The organism is Pseudophaeobacter sp. A-200-2 (genome assembly GCF_041008815.1).
Taxonomy (GTDB): Bacteria; Pseudomonadota; Alphaproteobacteria; order Rhodobacterales; family Rhodobacteraceae; genus Phycobacter; species Phycobacter gallaeciensis_A.
The window spans coordinates 122,443-138,640 of the sequence record NZ_JAXGFU010000005.1; the positions used below are offsets into that span (position 1 = coordinate 122,443).

At 63.9% G+C, this 16,198-nt stretch carries 16 protein-coding genes; 10 read left to right on the top strand and 6 right to left on the bottom strand.

From position 1 onward, the window contains the following. The first annotated feature begins 41 nt into the window (after window positions 1–41). From leuS to SM766_RS09395, 4 genes are all read left to right on the top strand, one after another. A complete protein-coding gene (gene leuS / locus SM766_RS09380) occupies window positions 42–2,609 on the top strand; it encodes a leucine--tRNA ligase (RefSeq protein ID WP_368947608.1) in 2,568 nt (855 codons plus the stop codon). After that, window positions 2,596–3,129, top strand: coding sequence for an LPS assembly lipoprotein LptE (gene lptE / locus SM766_RS09385; RefSeq protein ID WP_368947609.1), 534 nt, complete (start codon window positions 2,596–2,598; stop codon window positions 3,127–3,129). The genes leuS and lptE overlap by 14 nt, the downstream gene beginning before the upstream one ends. After that, window positions 3,126–4,157, top strand: coding sequence for a DNA polymerase III subunit delta (gene holA, locus SM766_RS09390; RefSeq protein WP_368947610.1), 1,032 nt, complete (start codon window positions 3,126–3,128; stop codon window positions 4,155–4,157). Before lptE ends, holA begins: the two co-directional genes overlap by 4 nt. 116 nt (window positions 4,158–4,273) lie before the next feature. Then, complete coding sequence (locus SM766_RS09395; RefSeq protein WP_065271870.1) at window positions 4,274–4,864, top strand: glutathione S-transferase family protein; 591 nt, start codon at window positions 4,274–4,276, stop codon at window positions 4,862–4,864. On the opposite strand, the gene SM766_RS09400 is transcribed toward SM766_RS09395, so the two are convergent. Continuing rightward, window positions 4,837–6,045 carry a TIGR03862 family flavoprotein gene (locus SM766_RS09400; protein WP_368947611.1) on the bottom strand — a complete coding sequence of 403 codons (1,209 nt, stop codon included), beginning with the start codon at window positions 6,043–6,045 and terminating at the stop codon, window positions 4,837–4,839. The two genes, SM766_RS09395 and SM766_RS09400, sit on opposite strands and share 28 nt — an antisense overlap. Before the next feature lie 80 nt (window positions 6,046–6,125). Between SM766_RS09400 and SM766_RS09405 the strand changes: the two genes are divergently transcribed. Next, entirely contained in the window at window positions 6,126–6,431 is a 306-nt protein-coding gene (locus SM766_RS09405) for an HNH endonuclease family protein (RefSeq protein ID WP_274835240.1), read from the top strand. 249 nt (window positions 6,432–6,680) lie between these two features. On the opposite strand, the gene SM766_RS09410 is transcribed toward SM766_RS09405, so the two are convergent. Both SM766_RS09410 and SM766_RS09415 read right to left on the bottom strand, forming a co-directional pair. Next, on the bottom strand, window positions 6,681–7,292 hold the full coding sequence (locus SM766_RS09410) for an enoyl-CoA hydratase/isomerase family protein (RefSeq protein WP_368947612.1): 612 nt from the start codon (window positions 7,290–7,292) through the stop codon (window positions 6,681–6,683). Then, entirely contained in the window at window positions 7,289–8,038 is a 750-nt protein-coding gene (locus SM766_RS09415; RefSeq protein WP_065271874.1) for an SDR family oxidoreductase, read from the bottom strand. The genes SM766_RS09410 and SM766_RS09415 overlap by 4 nt, the downstream gene beginning before the upstream one ends. A gap of 147 nt (window positions 8,039–8,185) precedes the next feature. On the opposite strand from SM766_RS09415, the gene SM766_RS09420 reads away from it, so the two are divergent. The 5 genes from SM766_RS09420 to lpxK all read left to right on the top strand — a co-directional run bounded on the left by SM766_RS09420 (window position 8,186) and on the right by lpxK (window position 14,298). Further along, window positions 8,186–9,715 carry a DUF2125 domain-containing protein gene (locus SM766_RS09420; protein ID WP_274829895.1) on the top strand — a complete coding sequence of 510 codons (1,530 nt, stop codon included), beginning with the start codon at window positions 8,186–8,188 and terminating at the stop codon, window positions 9,713–9,715. 144 nt (window positions 9,716–9,859) lie between these two features. Further along, window positions 9,860–11,206 carry a TldD/PmbA family protein gene (locus SM766_RS09425; protein WP_368947613.1) on the top strand — a complete coding sequence of 449 codons (1,347 nt, stop codon included), beginning with the start codon at window positions 9,860–9,862 and terminating at the stop codon, window positions 11,204–11,206. Next, on the top strand, window positions 11,193–12,032 hold the full coding sequence (locus SM766_RS09430) for an inositol monophosphatase family protein (RefSeq protein WP_368947614.1): 840 nt from the start codon (window positions 11,193–11,195) through the stop codon (window positions 12,030–12,032). Before SM766_RS09425 ends, SM766_RS09430 begins: the two co-directional genes overlap by 14 nt. A 66-nt stretch (window positions 12,033–12,098) precedes the next feature. Further along, window positions 12,099–13,307: a 3-deoxy-D-manno-octulosonic acid transferase gene (locus SM766_RS09435; RefSeq protein ID WP_368947615.1), complete on the top strand. Its 1,209-nt coding sequence runs from the start codon at window positions 12,099–12,101 to the stop codon at window positions 13,305–13,307. Further along, on the top strand, window positions 13,294–14,298 hold the full coding sequence (gene lpxK, locus SM766_RS09440) for a tetraacyldisaccharide 4'-kinase (RefSeq protein WP_368947616.1): 1,005 nt from the start codon (window positions 13,294–13,296) through the stop codon (window positions 14,296–14,298). Before SM766_RS09435 ends, lpxK begins: the two co-directional genes overlap by 14 nt. 137 nt (window positions 14,299–14,435) lie before the next feature. On the opposite strand, the gene SM766_RS09445 is transcribed toward lpxK, so the two are convergent. The 3 genes from SM766_RS09445 to SM766_RS09455 form a co-directional block, all read right to left on the bottom strand. Further along, window positions 14,436–14,912 (bottom strand): hypothetical protein, encoded by a 477-nt coding sequence (locus SM766_RS09445; RefSeq protein ID WP_368947617.1) that lies wholly within the window; start codon window positions 14,910–14,912, stop codon window positions 14,436–14,438. A gap of 79 nt (window positions 14,913–14,991) precedes the next feature. Beyond that, entirely contained in the window at window positions 14,992–15,663 is a 672-nt protein-coding gene (locus SM766_RS09450) for a DsbA family protein (protein WP_368947618.1), read from the bottom strand. Next, entirely contained in the window at window positions 15,660–16,187 is a 528-nt protein-coding gene (locus SM766_RS09455) for a DUF721 domain-containing protein (RefSeq protein WP_274829902.1), read from the bottom strand. The genes SM766_RS09450 and SM766_RS09455 overlap by 4 nt, the downstream gene beginning before the upstream one ends. Window positions 16,188–16,198 lie beyond the last annotated feature (11 nt).

The following is a 16,198-nucleotide window of genomic DNA, read 5'->3' on the forward strand; positions in this document are numbered from 1 at the left end:
GGCCCCATCGCCCGGCGTTTTCATTCTAAAGGACCGCATCCATGTCGCGTTACTCTGCCTCTGAGATCGAAGCAAAATGGCAGGAGGCCTGGGAAAAGGCCGGAATCTTCCAGGCCAAACGGACGGCAGACAAGCCGAAGTATTACGTGCTGGAGATGTTCCCCTATCCGTCGGGGAAGCTGCACATGGGGCATGTGCGCAACTACACCATGGGCGACGTGATCGCGCGCTACAAAATTGCAACCGGCCACAACGTACTGCACCCGATGGGGTTCGATGCCTTTGGCATGCCTGCAGAAAACGCCGCCATGGCCTCGGGTGGGCACCCCAAGGATTGGACCTACGCCAATATCGACACCATGGTCGAACAAATGCAGCCGCTGGGCCTGTCGCTGGACTGGTCGCGGATGTTCGCCACCTGTGACGAGGAATATTACGGCCAGCAGCAGGCGCTGTTCTTGGATTTCCTGGAAAAGGATCTCGTTTACCGCAAGAACGCCGTGGTGAACTGGGATCCGGTCGACATGACCGTTCTGGCCAATGAACAGGTTGAAAACGGCCGCGGCTGGCGCTCTGGTGCGCTGGTGGAACGGCGCGAGCTGACCCAGTGGTTCTTCAAGATCTCCGACTATTCCGAGGAACTGCTGGACGCCCTTGATGGTCTGGACAACTGGCCCGCCAAGGTGCGCCTGATGCAGGAAAACTGGATCGGCAAATCGCGCGGCCTGCAGTTCTTCTTTGAACGCGCCGACGGTGGTGAGCCGATCGAGGTTTATACCACCCGCCCCGACACGCTGATGGGTGCCTCCTTCGTGGGGATTTCCCCGGACCACCCAATTGCCAAACAGCTTGAGGCCGAAAGCCCCGAACTCGCTGAATTCCTGGCCGAATGCCGCAAGGGCGGCACCACCGCCGAGGCGATTGAGACCGCGCCGAAACTGGGCCGCGACACCGGCATCCGCGTCAAACATCCGCTGAACCCGGAATGGGAACTGCCGGTCTGGATCGCCAACTTCATCCTGATGGATTACGGCACCGGCGCGATCTTTGCTTGCCCGGCGCATGATCAGCGCGACCTCGATTTCTGCCGCAAATACGACCTGCCGGTCACCGACACCTTCCTGGCGCTGGACGATCCCAAGCCGGTCGCAAACGAGGCATTTGTACCTCCGAAGACAGAAAAGGTGAAATGGATCAACCACTTCGCAGGACTGGACGTGGCCACCGGTGAAGAGGCGATCAACGCCACCATCGACAAGGCCGAATCCGAAGGCTGGGGCGAAGGCGTCACCAAATTCCGCCTGCGCGACTGGGGTCTCAGCCGCCAGCGCTATTGGGGTTGCCCGATTCCCGTGGTCCATTGCGACGCCTGCGGCGTGGTGCCGGAGAAGAAAGAAAACCTGCCTATCGCCCTGCCCTATGACGAAGACGGCAAGGCCATCGATTTCTCGGTGCCCGGCAACCCGCTGGACCGCCACCCCAGCTGGCGCGACTGTGCCTGCCCGAAATGCGGTAAGCCTGCCCAGCGCGAAACCGACACAATGGATACCTTCGTCGATTCGTCCTGGTATTTCGCCCGCTTCACCGCGCCGCGCGCCGAAACGCCCACGGTGATGGAAGAGGCCGATTACTGGATGAACGTCGACCAGTATATCGGCGGCATCGAACACGCGATTCTGCACCTGCTGTATTCGCGCTTCTTCGCCCGCGCGATGCACATCTGCGGCCACCTGCCGGAGAAGTCGAAAGAACCGTTCGACGCGCTCTTTACCCAGGGCATGGTCACCCATGCGATCTACCAGACCAAAGGCGACAATGGCCGCCCGGTCTATCACTACCCCGAAGAAGTCGAGCTGCGCGACGGCAAGGCCTTCCTCAAGGAGACCGGCGCCGAGGTTGAGGTGATTCCCTCGGCCAAAATGTCGAAATCCAAGAACAACGTGGTCGACCCGCTGCACATCATCTCGGCCTTTGGCGCCGATACCGCACGCTGGTTCGTGCTGTCCGACAGCCCGCCGGAGCGCGACGTGGAATGGACCGCCGCCGGGGCCGAGGCTGCTTACAAGCACCTGAACCGGGTCTGGAACCTGTCGGTAAAGATCGCCGAGATGGACCCGAATGCATCCGGCAGCGGCGACGAGGACCTTTTGCGCGAGATGCACAAGGCGATCCGCGACGTAACGCTGGGTGTCGAATCCTTCGGCTTCAACGCGGCGATTGCCAAGCTTTACGCCTTTACCAACACGCTGGCCAAATCCAAGGCGGGCGCGGCGGCGCAGAAACAGGCGATCATGGCGCTGGCGCAGTTGATGTCGCCGATGACGCCGCACCTGGCCGAGGCCGTCTGGGAAGCGCAGGGCGGCGAAGGTCTGGTGGCCACGGCAGCCTGGCCCACCGCCGACGAATCGATGCTGGTCGAAGACAGCGTCACCCTGCCAATCCAGATCAACGGCAAACGCCGCGGCGAAATCACCGTCGCCAAGGATCTGGACAAGGCCGAGGTTGAAAAACTCGCGCTGGCGCACGAAGCTGTGCAAAAGGCGCTGAATGGCGGCGCCCCGAAGAAGGTGATCGTCGTGCCGGGTCGTATCGTCAATGTCGTTGCCTGATCCAAGGCATATCCTCGCGCTGCCGCTGGTCCTGTTGCTGGGGCTGGCCGCCTGTGGTTTCACCCCGGTCTATGCGCCGGGGGGCACCGGCGCGGCGCTTTATGGCAAGATCGCCATTCAGTCCCCCGAGGAGATCAAGACCGACAACGAAGTGAACGCCTACCTGCTGGTCCGCAATCTGGAGGAACGGCTTGGCCGCGCCTCTGGCAGCGATTACCGGCTGGACCTGTCCCTGCGCACCCGCAGCGAAGGTCAGGCGATCACCGCGGGCAATGAAACCACCCGCTATTCCATCGTCGGCGTTGCCAGCTACAGCCTGTTCCGCCTGTCCGACGGCGTGATCGTGGCCAGCGGCAGCGAAGATGCCTTTACCGGCTATTCCGCCACCGGATCGACGGTGGAAACCCTGGCCGGGGAACGCGATGCCAATGCGCGGCTGATGCAGATTCTGGCTGACCAGATCACCGCCCGGGTGCTGACCACTGCGGATCTGGCCGCTGCGGCGCCGACTGCGGAATGAAGCTCTCCCCGCGCGACGCCGAGGGCTATTTCAAAAAGCCCGATCCGGACAAGACGGGTCTGTTGATCTATGGCGCCGATGCCATGCGGGTGGCGCTGAAGCGCCAGCAGATGCTGGCGGCCCTGCTGGGCGCCGCCGCTGAGGAAGAAATGCGCCTGACCCGGATGCCGGGCTCCGAATTGCGCAAGGATCCGGCACAGCTTCTGGACGCGGTCAAGGCGGTCGGCTTTTTTCCCGGCCCACGCGCGGTCTTTGTCGAAGAGGCCAACGACAGCGCCGCCCCTGCGATTCTCGCGGCGCTGGAGGACTGGCAACCAGGCGATGCCCAGATCGTCGTCACCGCCGGGCAGCTGAAAGCCACATCGAAACTGCGCAAGGGTTTCGAATCGCATCGCAATGCCTATGCCACCGGCATCTATGACGATCCGCCCTCGCGAGCCGAGATCGAGCGGATCCTCTCCGAAGCGCAGATCCGAGATGTGCCTGGCGACAGCATGTCGGCGTTGACCGATATCGCCAATGACATCGGCCCCGGCGATTTCTCCCGCATGATCGAAAAACTGGCGCTCTACAAATACCAGGACAGCAGCCCCCTGAGCCTTGAGGATATCGACGCCGTCGCGCCGCAATCCACCGAAGCCGCACTTGACGATGTGCTGAACGTGGTGGCCGATGGGCGCAGCGCCGAGATCGGCCCGCTGCTGCGGCGTCTTCAGGCGCAGGGCACCAATGCGGTGACGCTCTGCATCGGGGCGACCCGCCATTTCCGCACGCTTTACACCGTGGCCGCCGATCCCGGTGGTCCGGCGCAGGGCATCGGCCGCCTGCGCCCACCGCTTTATGGCAAGCGCCGCGACCGGGTGCTGCGGCAGGCACAGGGCTGGGGCGCCGCCAAGCTGCAGACCGCGCTGACCATTCTGACCGATACCGACCTGCAGCTGCGATCAGCCGGGCAGACCGCCCCGGCGCTGGCGCTGATGGAGCGGGCACTGATCCGCTTGGCGATGCTCAGCCGCGCCCGCCAGTAAGGGCCCAAAAGGCCGCAACGTTCTGCGGCCATCGACGGGTGCAGGCAGGCTTCAGCCTTGACGCAAAGACAGCTGCGCGCATCTGATGCGCAGCAAAACCTGAGGGAGAGAAACCTATGTACACCGTGATCGGCAAACCGATGACCCGCGCCTTCCGCGTGATCTGGACGCTCGAAGAACTTGGCCAGCCTTATGATCTGAATACCGCCGCCCCGCACAGCCCGGATATCGTCGCCGTGAACCCCTCGGGCAAGGTGCCAGCGCTGGTCGAAGATGGCGAGGTGATCACCGATTCCACCGCCATCATCACCTATCTGGCGGACAAGCACGGCGCGCTCACCGCGCCCGCAGGGACCATGGCCCGCGCCAAACAGGATGCCGTCACCCATCAGATCCTGGATGAAATCGACGCCGTGCTCTGGACCGCCGCCCGCCACAGCTTTGCCCTGCCCGAAGAGCAGCGCGTGCCCGAAATCAAGGACAGCCTGCGCTGGGAGTTCGAGCGCAACATCGCCCGGCTCGAAGCGCGCCTGACCGGCCCCTACCTGATGGGGGACGCGTTCACCATCGCCGATATCATCTGCGTACATTGCCTGAACTGGGCCTATGGCGCCAAGTTCCCGGTCGAAAGCCGTGCCCTGCTCGACTATTCCAAGACCGTGCGCAGCCGCGACGCCTTTCAGCGCACCGCAGCGCTGGCCAAGTAATCGACCGCGCCACGTCCGGCCCAGCGCCCGGTGGCAAGACAGGCCGTCAGAAGGTAGCCCCCCGTGGGCGCCTCCCAATCCAACATCTCCCCGGCGCAAAAGGTGCCGGGGATTTCTTTTAGCATCAGCCCCGCATCCAGCGCCTCACGGCACACTCCGCCAGCCGTCGAGATCGCCTCATCCATCGGGCGCAGACCTTGGTGACGCACCGGCAGAGACTTGATCCGCGCCGCAAGCTCTGCGGAATCCTGCGGCAGCGGTCGGGCAAATTCCTGCATCAGCGCGATCTGCGCAGGCGTCAGTTTCAGTGCCTTGCGCAGATGATTGGCAAGGCTCGCCTTGCCACGCGGGCGCGTCAGTCTGCGCGTCACCTCCTCCACGGTCAGATCCGGCAGCAGGTCCAGCGTCAAATCCGCGCCCTCCCGCACCGCCGCGCAAATGGCGTAGATTCCGCCCCCTTCCAAACCGCGAGCAGAGATCACCGCCTCCCCGCGCGACGACAGCGCCCCTGCGCGCAGCGCAATCCCTTTCAGCGGAACCCCGAAATGCGCCGCCATGTGGTCCGACCAAACCACCACTAGCCCGGCATTGGCAGGCTTGAAGGGCGCCAACGCCACACCCCGCGCCGCCAGCAACTCCGCCCAGGCCCCGTCCGAGCCGAGCCGCGCCCAGCTTGCACCGCCCAGCGCCAGAACCGTTGCCCCCGCGCGCAGCCGCACCATCCCTTCGGGCGTCTCAAAACTCAGGCAGTTCCCCTCCCAGCCAGTCCAGCGCCAGCGGGTGCGGCGGGCAACGCCCAACTCCTCCAGCCGCGCCAGCCAGGCGCGCAGCAACGGCGAGGCTTTCATTTCCCTGGGAAACACTCGCCCAGTGGAGCCGGTGAACAGATCGCGCCCCAGGCCCCGTGCCCAGTCCTGCACGGCGCCTGCATCAAATGCCCTCACCATGGGTGCAAGCCAGTCCCGCGCGGCACCATAGTGTTCGATCAGGTCGTCAAAGGTTTCATCCTTGGTCAGGTTCAGGCCGGATTTCCCCGCCATCAACAGCTTGCGCGCAAGCGACGGTTTGGCCTCGGCCACCAGCACGCGATAGCCTGCGCGCGCCAGTTCCTCAGCCGCCATCAACCCCGCAGGCCCACCGCCGATGACCACCGCATCCCACTGTTCCGATTGCCCCGCCATGAAACTCCGCCTTCCGCCCCTTGCCCGCATCCATCTGCGCCGCATCTAATGCAGTCCAGCCGCAAAGACGAGAGGTCAGGATGCCAGAGCCGAACCCGACACCCATATGTCCCCTCTGCAACCGCCCCATCCCCGCGGACGTTCCGCAAAGCCTGCACCACCTGATCCCGAAACTCAAAGGTGGCAAGGGCGGCCCCACCGTGCTGCTACACCATATCTGCCACCGCGAAATCCACGCAGCCCTGACCGAGGCCGAGCTGGCCCGCGACTATGCCACCATCGACGCGCTGCGCAGCCATCCGCGCCTCGCCCGCTTCATCGCCTGGGTCCGCAAACGCCCACCTGGCTTTTCCTCCCGCGTACCGGGTAAGCGACGCAAGCGTTGATGCGCCCCCGGCTCTGCTCTGGCACCGACAGCGGGTCAAGGCTGGCCGCAGGCCACCCTGCGCAGCAGGGGCAATGCGCCTTGAGGCGGTGACGGTGCCTCTACACCCGATATGGCCCTGTTGAGGCAGTTTCTGCCCTCAACAGGGCCTCTCAGCAGGAAAAACGCCGCGCGACAGCGCGGCGCTACGCCCAACGGGACGCGGGGCATGGCATGCTCCAAGGGCGGGCGGGAGCCGCCCCTGCCCCTCTTAGCGGCACATCTCCAGAATACCGCGTGCAGTCTCCGGCTTGGCCGCCAGCGCATCGCTCAGCAGGGCGCGGGCGCTCTCCATCAAGGCATCGGGCTCCACGATCCTGTCCACCAGCCCCCAGGCACAGGCCTCTTCCGCCTCGATCTTCTGACCAGCGGCCAGAATCATCTTGGTGCGGGCAGGACCGATCAGCGCTACCATGCGCGTCGGGTCCGAAGGTTGCGGCAGGTAGCCAAGCTTCATCACCGGATAGAAGAACTTCGCCAAAGGCACTGCCAGGCGGATATCGCAGGCCAGCACCATGCCGTTGGCGCCCCCGGCCAGCGTGCCGTTCAGCGCCGCGATGGTCAGGCAGGGCAGCGCCGCGATGGCGCCCGACAGCCGCTCCCACAGGGGCGAGGTCGCAAGCCCCGCGCGCGCCGCCTCCAGATCGGCGCCGGCGCTGAACACCTTGCCGGTGCCGGTCAGGATAAAGCCTCGCGCCTCGCCCGCGCGTTCAGCGATCTCGGCTAGTTCCGTCAACATCTCACCCGTCAGCGAGTTCGCCTTGTCCGGGCGGTTGATCGTCACCACCCAGAGACCCTCATTCGAAATCTCTAGGTTGATCATATCAGGCCCACCCGGCGGCGGATCGCGTCTTCGCGCAGGGAAATCTCCTGGCCGAGGAAATCATCGGCATCGCTGCCGCACATCCACAACAGCGCCTTGGCGGGCCATTCGGCGGGAATGTGGTCTTCCCAGTCGAGCTCACTCACCGGGTTGATGCCGCTGGCCTTGATCTCGCGCTGCATCTGGGTCGCGACGGTGCCCGGCGACAGGCCCATGGCGCGGATGCCGTTGCCGCCTTCCTCCAGGTGCAGGGCGCGAGTCAGCATCGCAGCCCCGGCTTTTGAGGTGCAATAGGCGCTCCAGGCCTCCAGCGGGTTATGCGCAGCGCCGGAACTCACCGTGATGATGGTGCCGCCCCCGGCGGGTTTCATCAACGGCAGTGCCGCGCGGATGCCGTTGAATACACCTTTGATGTTGATATCGATCAGCTTGCCCCAGGCCGCTGGATCGGCCTCTTCCAGACGCGCGATCGGTTCGATCACCCCGGCGTTGTTGATCAGCACATCAAGGCTTCCGAAATGCTCGTGTGCTTTTTCCAGCGCCGCCGCAACCGCGCTTGGTTCCGCCACATCACAGGCAAAGGCGAGCGCATTTCCGCCGAGTTCCCCGACCAGTTCGCCCAACGCATCGGTGCTGCGCGCCAGCAGCGCCAGGTTGGCCCCCGCGGCAGCGAAAACCCTTGCTGCATCGGCTCCGATACCGCGGCTGGCCCCTGTGATGACGACCGTCTTGCCCTGCATATCCATATGATTTCTCTCCAATACCTGTATCGCGACAGTGGTTCCCCTCTGTGGTAAACTCCCTAGGGGGAACGGTCCAGCCCCAGGCCCCTTGACGCCGGTGGCGCCGCGACGGACCATGGTATCCAACGCTTGCTACGAAAGGTTTCACCCATGTCCATTTTTCTCGCGCGCAGCTGTGGCGCCGCTCTTCTTCTGACTGTTTCCGCCCAGGGGGCGCTGGCCGATCTCAGCGCCAAGGACGTCTGGTCCGACTGGAAATCCTACATGACCGGTACCGGTTACGAGGTGACCGCCACCGAAAGCATGTCGGGCGACACGCTGACGGTGTCCGATCTGTCGATGATGATGCCGATCCCCGACGAAGAAGACGTGACCGCCGGGCTCAGCATGCCCGAGATCAAATTCACCGAGAATAGCGACGGAACCGTCAGCATTCTGGTGCCCAAGGAATTTCCGCTGACCGTGCGCGCCAGCGAAGATGATGACAAGCTGACGGTAAATCTGATCATCACCCACGACGGCACGCCGGTGACGGTTTCGGGTGATTCCGAGAACATGACCTATGACTATGCCACCAGCGAGATGACGATGACGCTGGACGGGCTGGAAGCCACTGGCGAGGACATCCCCCAGGATGCGATCCGGGGCACCGTCTCCCTGTCCGACATGGTGACAAAAACCACCATGTCGCTGGCCGGGGTGCGCAGCTACGATCAGACCTGGACCGCTTCAGCGCTGAGCTATGATCTTGGTTTCAAGGATCCGGACAGCGAGGATTTCGCCTCCTTCAACGGCGCGATGCAGCAGCTTCAGGCGCATGGCACCAGCACGGTTCCGGCCGATCTGGACAAGAGCGGTGATTTCTCTGCGCTGCTGGCCGCCGGTTTTGGTCTTGATACCGATTTCTCCTACACCAGCGGCACCTCTGCCTTTGCCTTTCAGGATGGCAGCGACAGCCTAACCTTTGACAGCACCTCGGGCGGCGGCAACTTTGGCGTTGCGATGGACGCAAGCAAACTGACCTATGACGTCACGCAAAAGGACATGGCCTTCAACGTCACCGGATCGGACATTCCCTTCCCGCTGGCGCTCAGCATGGCCGAGGCTGGTTTCAACATCACCATTCCCCTTGCCAAGTCCGAGGAAGAACAGGACTTCGCGCTTGGCGTGGCGCTGCGCGACTTCGCGGTTCCGGAAATGCTCTGGGGCATGGTCGATCCAGCCGGCGCCCTGCCGCATGATCCGGCCAGCGTCGTGCTGAGCCTCACCGGCAAGGGCAAAGTGTTGTTCGACGTCTTTGATGCCGAAGCCATGGAAAAGGTCGAGGATGGAGAGGTCGCACCGGGTGAGTTGAACGCGGTCACCATCCAGGAGCTGCTGGTCTCGGCAGCGGGTGCCAAGCTGACCGGTACCGGTGATTTCGCCTTCAACAACGATGATCTAACCAGCTTTGACGGCATGCCGGCCCCCTCGGGCGAAGCGAACCTGTCGCTGACCGGTGCCAACACCCTTATGGACAAGCTGATCGAAATGGGCCTGATGAGCGATGATGACGCCATGGGCGCCCGGATGATGATGGGCATGCTGGCTGTTCCCGGCGAAGGCGAAGACACGCTGAACTCGAAGATCGAGATTTCCGAAGACGGCAAGATCCTCGCCAACGGCCAGCGCATCAAATAAGCTGACCCACAGCAAAAACGCTTTACGGGACCGCCTTTGCGCGGTCCCTTTTTCTTGCGGCAATTGTCCCTGCGCCCTTGCAGCAGGGGGTTCCTCTGGCTAGCTCTATGGCGACCCGCAGCAACAGGATGGCCCGAGACGCCCATGACCCAGACCCCCGAGACGCTTTGCCATGCCCTGATCGATGCCGCCCGCAAGGCAGGCGCGGATGCTGCCGATGCTATGGCCGCTGCAGGCAGTTCCCTCAGCATCGAGGTGCGCGAGGGCCGGTTGGAGCATGCCGAACGCTCCGAAGGCACCGATCTGGGATTGCGCGTCTTCCTGGGTCAGCGTCAGGCGCTGGTCTCCTCCTCCGACAGCCGCCCCGAAACCATTGCCGCCATGGCCGAACGCGCCGTGGCCATGGCCCGAGAGGCACCCGAGGACCCCTATACCGGCCTTGCCGCACCGGATCAGTTGGCGCAGGACTGGGACCTTGCGGCGCTGGATCTGAACGACCCCGCCGCCGATCCGGCCCCGGCCGCCCTGCAAGAGGATGCGCTGGCCGCCGAAGCCGCCTGTCAGGCCATCGACGGGATCAGCCAGGTGCAATCCGCAGGCGCGGGCTATGGCCGCAGCTCGGTCTATCTGGCGACCTCGAACGGGTTTTCCGGCGGCTACACCCGCACCGGCCGGTCGATTTCCTGCACCGGCATCGCGGGCACCGGCACCGGGATGGAGCGTGATTACGACGGCGATTCCCGCACCTATCAAAGCGACCTGCGCAGCGCCGAAGAGATCGGTCGCAGCGCCGGGGAACGCACCGTGGCGCGGATAAACGCACGCAGGCCCAAGACCGGCACCTATCCGGTACTATTCGACGAACGGATTTCCGCATCGCTGATCGGTCATCTTCTGTCGGCGGTGAATGGCGCTGCCATCGCACGCGGCTCCTCCTGGCTGCAGGACAGTCTGGGACAGCAGGTGCTGCCCACGCATCTGTCGGTGATCGAGGATCCCCACCGCCCCCGCATCGCGGGCTCGCGTCCCTTTGATGGTGAAGGTCTGGCCACCCGCCGCCGCGCCATCGTCGAGGACGGCACCCTGACCGGCTGGACGCTGGATCTGGCCTCGGCCCGCAAGCTGGGGATGGAAAGCACCGCAAACGCCGCCCGTGGCATCGGCTCAGTGCCGTCGCCATCCAACTGGAACGTGGCGCTGACTGAGGGCGATCAAAGTCGCGCCGATCTGATCGCGGGCATGGGGACCGGGCTGCTGGTCACCTCGCTGATCGGCTCGACCATCAATCCCAACACCGGCGATTACTCGCGCGGCGCCTCAGGGTTCTGGGTCGAGAACGGTGCAATCGCCTATCCGGTGAACGAATGCACCATCGCGGGCAATCTGCGCGACATGCTGATGCGGATCGTGCCTGCCAATGACGCGCGGAGCTACCTGTCCCGCGTCGTACCATCGCTGCTGGTCGAGGGGATGACGCTTGCCGGCAATTGACGACGCCCAGACAGAAGAACAGGCAAAGGGCCTTACGGACCTCGAACTGCTGGTCGCCGCCGCCGAGGCTGCGGGCGAGATAGCCAGCCGCTATAGCGGGCCAACGGCGCGGCGCTGGGACAAGCCCGGCGGTCAGGGGCCGGTGACCGAGGCAGATCTGGCGGTGAATGCGCTGCTGGAAGAGATGCTGCCTGAGGCGCGGCCTGACTATGGCTGGCTATCCGAAGAAACCGAGGACAGCGCCGACCGGTTAAGCCGCGACAGCGTCTTCATCATCGACCCCATAGACGGCACCCGCGCCTTTGCCGAAGGCTCGCGCACCTGGGCGCATTCTCTTGCCATTGCCACCGCGGGCCGGGTCACCGCTGCGGTGATCTACCTGCCGCAGCGCGGTCTGATGTACACCGCGGCGCAGGGACAGGGAGCTGCCCGGAATGGCACCCCGATCCGCGCCTCCTCGCTGACCGATCTGGCGCTGGCCGAGGTGCTGACCGCGCGGCCCAACCTCGCCGCCGAACATTGGCGCACCCGCAATGCCCCCGGTTTCACCCGCAGCTATCGCCCGTCACTGGCCTATCGCATGGCCAAGGTCGCAGACGGGCGCGCCGGTGCCATGCTGACCCTGCGCCGCAGTTGGGAATGGGACATCGCCGCCGGCGATCTGATCCTGCGCGAGGCTGGCGGGCAGGCGACCGACCGTCTGGGCCAGGACCTGAGGTTCAACAATCCTGTGCCATTGCTCAATGGGGTGGTGGCCGGACCTCCGGCCCTGCATAAGGAGCTGATCGCAGCGCTGGACCCCGACGGCCCCGGCATTGCAAGCTGACCCGGACGTTACGGTCCGACCACACCGGTTGCCCGCGACACGCAGATGAATTTTTGGACGCCCCATATGCCCAGCCGCAGCTCCCGCCCCGTATCAAGGACGGTTCCCAGCACTGACCTGCCTCCGCGTCCGGAGGGGGAAGTTCTGTGGGTTCATGCGACCAGCACCGAACGCTACATGGCCCTCTGCGATGTCGGAAACCGGCTTAAGACGGCGCGGCCGGATCTGTCGGTTCTCGCCACCTGGGAGCCGGACATGGCGCCACCGCCCGAGGCCGAAGGCTGTGATATCGCCGCTGGCCACCTGCCCCCTGACAGCCCGACGGATGTGCGCGCCTTTCTGAACCTCTGGCGCCCGGATTTCTGCATCTGGTCCGGCGGACGGCTGCGCCGCGTCCTGCTGCGGCACATGCGCGAACAACGCATCGACGCGCTGCTGGTTGATCTGACGGAGAAGGAACTGCCGAGCCGCACCAGCCGTTGGCTGCCCGATCAGCGCCGCCGCATGCTGGATGGCTTCGCTGCGATCCTGACTCCCGATGCCGAGGTCCAGAGCCAGTTGCAGCGCACCGGCATTTCGCCGGACAAGCTGCAGATGGCCGGACGTTTGCGGATCTCGACCTCGCCGCCCGGCTGCAACGACGAGGAACTGACAGAGTTGCAAGGGGTGCTTGGCAGCCGTCCCGTCTGGCTGGCGGCGCAAGTGCGCCCGGACGAATTGCCGATGGTGCTGGAGGCACACAGGATCGCTCTGCGGCTGTTGCACCGGCTGATCCTTGTGCTGTCACCGGACAGCTATGATGGCCTCGATGAATGTCGCGCCGCCCTGAAGGACAGCGGGCTGCAATATGCCGATTGGGACGCCGGGGATGAACCGGACGATTACACGCAGGTTCTGCTGGCGGACAAGGACGACCTTGGCCTCTGGTATCGGCTGGCGCCTGTCTGCCTGATGGCGGGCAGCCTGCACCGGGGCCGCGAGGGTCATTCGCCGCTGGACGCCGCCGCGCTCGGCTCGGCCATTCTGCACGGTCCCGGCACCGTGCGGCATCAGGAGATTTATGCCCAGCTGGCGAATTGCGGCGCTGCCGAATGCGTCTACACACCCCAGGAGTTGGCCGAAATGGTACTGCACCTGTCGGCCCCCGATATGGCGGCGGAAATGGCATTGGCAGGTTGGGAAGCCGTCACAGAGGGCGCAGCGATGACTGATCAGCTGATCGACCGGGTGCAGGATCTGCTCGACCTGAGGGAGGAGCGTAATGCGGCCTCCTGAGTTCTGGAACAAGGCGCCCGGCGCCTTTGATCTGCGCGCCATCCTGCTGGCGCCGCTGGGCCGTCTATATGGCGCGGTGACCCGCTCGCGGCTGGCCAAGGGCACGCCAGCGAAGGTCGACGTGCCGGTGATCTGCGTCGGCAACCTCAATGCCGGGGGCACCGGCAAGACGCCGACGGTGATCTGGCTAATCGAGACCCTGCGCGCCATGGGGCACGACCCGCATGTGGTCAGCCGTGGTTACGGCGGCACGCTGATTGGCCCCGAAGAGGTCATTCCCGCCCGCCACAAAGCCTCGCAAACCGGGGATGAGCCGCTGTTGCTGGCCGCCTTTGCCAATGTCTGGGTGGCCCGCGACCGCGCCGCCGGAGCACGCGCCGCTGCAGCTGCCGGGGCGACGGTGATTCTGCTGGACGACGGGTTTCAGAACCCAAGCCTGGCCAAGGATCTGTCGCTGGTGGTGGTGGATGCGGCGCGGGGGTTCGGCAATGGCCGCTGCCTGCCCGCCGGGCCGCTGCGCGAACCGGTGGCCGAAGGTCTGGCGCGCGCCGATGCCGTCTTGTCCATCGGCGCCCCTGCGGCGCAGGAGAAGTTCGCCCGCCTCTGGGGTGCGACGATGGAGGGGCTGCCACATGTCTCGGCCCATCTGGCGCCTTTGCAAACCGGCATGCCCTGGCAGGGCACCCGGGTTCTGGCCTTTGCCGGCATTGGCTATCCGCAGAAGTTCTTTGATACCCTGCGCACTCTTGGCGCCGATCTGGCCCGAGCCGAGGCGCTGGACGATCACCAGAGCCTGCCAACGGCGCTTCTGACCCGGCTCGAATCCGATGCAAAGGCGCTGAACGCGCAGCTGGTCACCACCGAAAAGGACGCCGTGCGCCTGCCCGCCAGCTTCCGCCACAAGGTGATCACCCTGCCGGTGCGCCTTGAGATTACGGCGGCAGACCCGCTGATTGATCTTCTGAAGCGGGCGGCACCGCCACCGCCCTAGCCACGAAAAGAATAGGCTATGTCAGAAGATCGTGTTGGTATTCTGTGCGGACAGAAGGGAGCATTCGCTGCGGTTGCGCCAATGACGGCATCGGCGCTCCACGGCTGTTGCGAAACAGACCAAGAAGATGACGGCTGTCAAAAGGTCATCACGATAACCATCAGAGCGGCGAGCCCAATGGTCCAAGCATCGAACAAAAGCATCGGCCAACGGTTTATCACGCCGATCGTTAGAGGGTTGAGCAGCCATGGCAGTGGGCCCCGAGTTCTTTTTTGGACACGTTGCCTAATCCGGACCCCAAACCACCCAGATACTAGGCCGAACAAAACAAATAGATAGGGGAGGAGAGCCGAAGCGACTAAGAGTACAAAGACAGCCATCATGTGAGGCAGATCAAGCTTCATCTCCTTCTCAATGTCCCCCTTTTCATAGAAGGGTGGGAAGCTGCTATTCACCTGCAGCGCCAAAATAAGATAGCAGAAACCGAATATACCGATCAGGAATGGGATACCGGGAATCGACATGCTGTAATGCTCGAAAGGAGATTTAAAGTTGTTTGAGAGGACCTTCGTGAACCTTGCAGCGCAAGTCAATATGGGCTCAAAGCGGATCAACGTGATCTTCTGATATGACCGATGAAAAACCCGGCCACATTGGACCGGGCTTTCTGTTCGCGTGGATCCGGAAGGGGGATCAGCCTTCCAGTTCGGCGTCGATCAGCGCCTTGAAGGACTCATAGGACTGGTTCTCGATCTTCTTGCCGTTCAGCACGAAGGACGGCGTCGCGGTCACGTCATGCTCTTCGGCGTTTTCCTGATACCAGGTCACCAGAGTCTGCGCCTTGGTGCCATCCTGCAGGCAGGCTTCCAGCTGATCGTTTTCAAGCCCGGCGAGGCGGCCGATCTTGCGCAGCGCGTCGACGATCTCGGTGGCGCCACCGGCACGGGCCCAGTCGGACTGCTCCTTGAAGATCAGATCGGTCATGCCAAAGAATTTCTCGGGACCAGCGCAGCGCGCGATCATCGAAGCCCAAAGACCATAGCGGTCAAAGTAGACCTCGCGGTAGATGAACTTCACCTTGCCGGTGTCGATATATTCCTCTTTCAGCTTCTTGTAGGGACCTGTGTGGAAGTTGGCGCAATGCGGGCAGGTGTAAGAAGCGTATTCGATCAGGGTCACCGGCGCGTCCTCGGCGCCCTGCACCATTTCGGTGATGGTCGAGGTATCGACCTCCGCGTCCTGGGCATAGGCGGCCCCGATCAGCGGGTTTTCGGGCAGCCGGTTTTGGCCACTCAGCCCAGAGATGGCATAGGCGCCGGCAGCGACAGCCACCACGGCAAAGACACCAGACATAAGACGGGTCATTCATACCCCTTTCGAATTGTTTTCTGTTTTGTCAGAACGTTGCGCCCCAGCCGTTCCAGCGCGGCGCGCAACTCTTCGTTTCCCACCCCTTCGGCCGCCGCGGCGGCCTCGGATACGGCCTGTGGATCAGGCTGCAGTGGGGTGTTCTCCTTGGGTGCGTATTTGAACGACACCTGACCGTCGGAAAACCCGATCGGCGCGGTCTGGGTGATCAGCACCTTGGAAATCGCATTGTAGCCATAGACCGCGTTCACCTTTTCGCGCAGCCGTTCCTTCTGCATCTCCAGCATCGGCGCATTGGCCCCGGTGGTCAGCACCGTCAGCGTTGCTCCGAAAGAACTGCGGCCATAGCCGACCTTGACCGGCCGGGCCATTGCCGCCAGATCGGCCCCGACGATCTCTTCCCAATGGGTCAACAGGCGCGACACCGCAAAGCCCCGACTTTCGCCAGCCTTGCGGATCTGGTCGTTCAAAAGCTTGGAAGTCCGTGCGAACCCGCGTGTGCTGCTGCGCCTGAATGCCATAACTGTGGTTT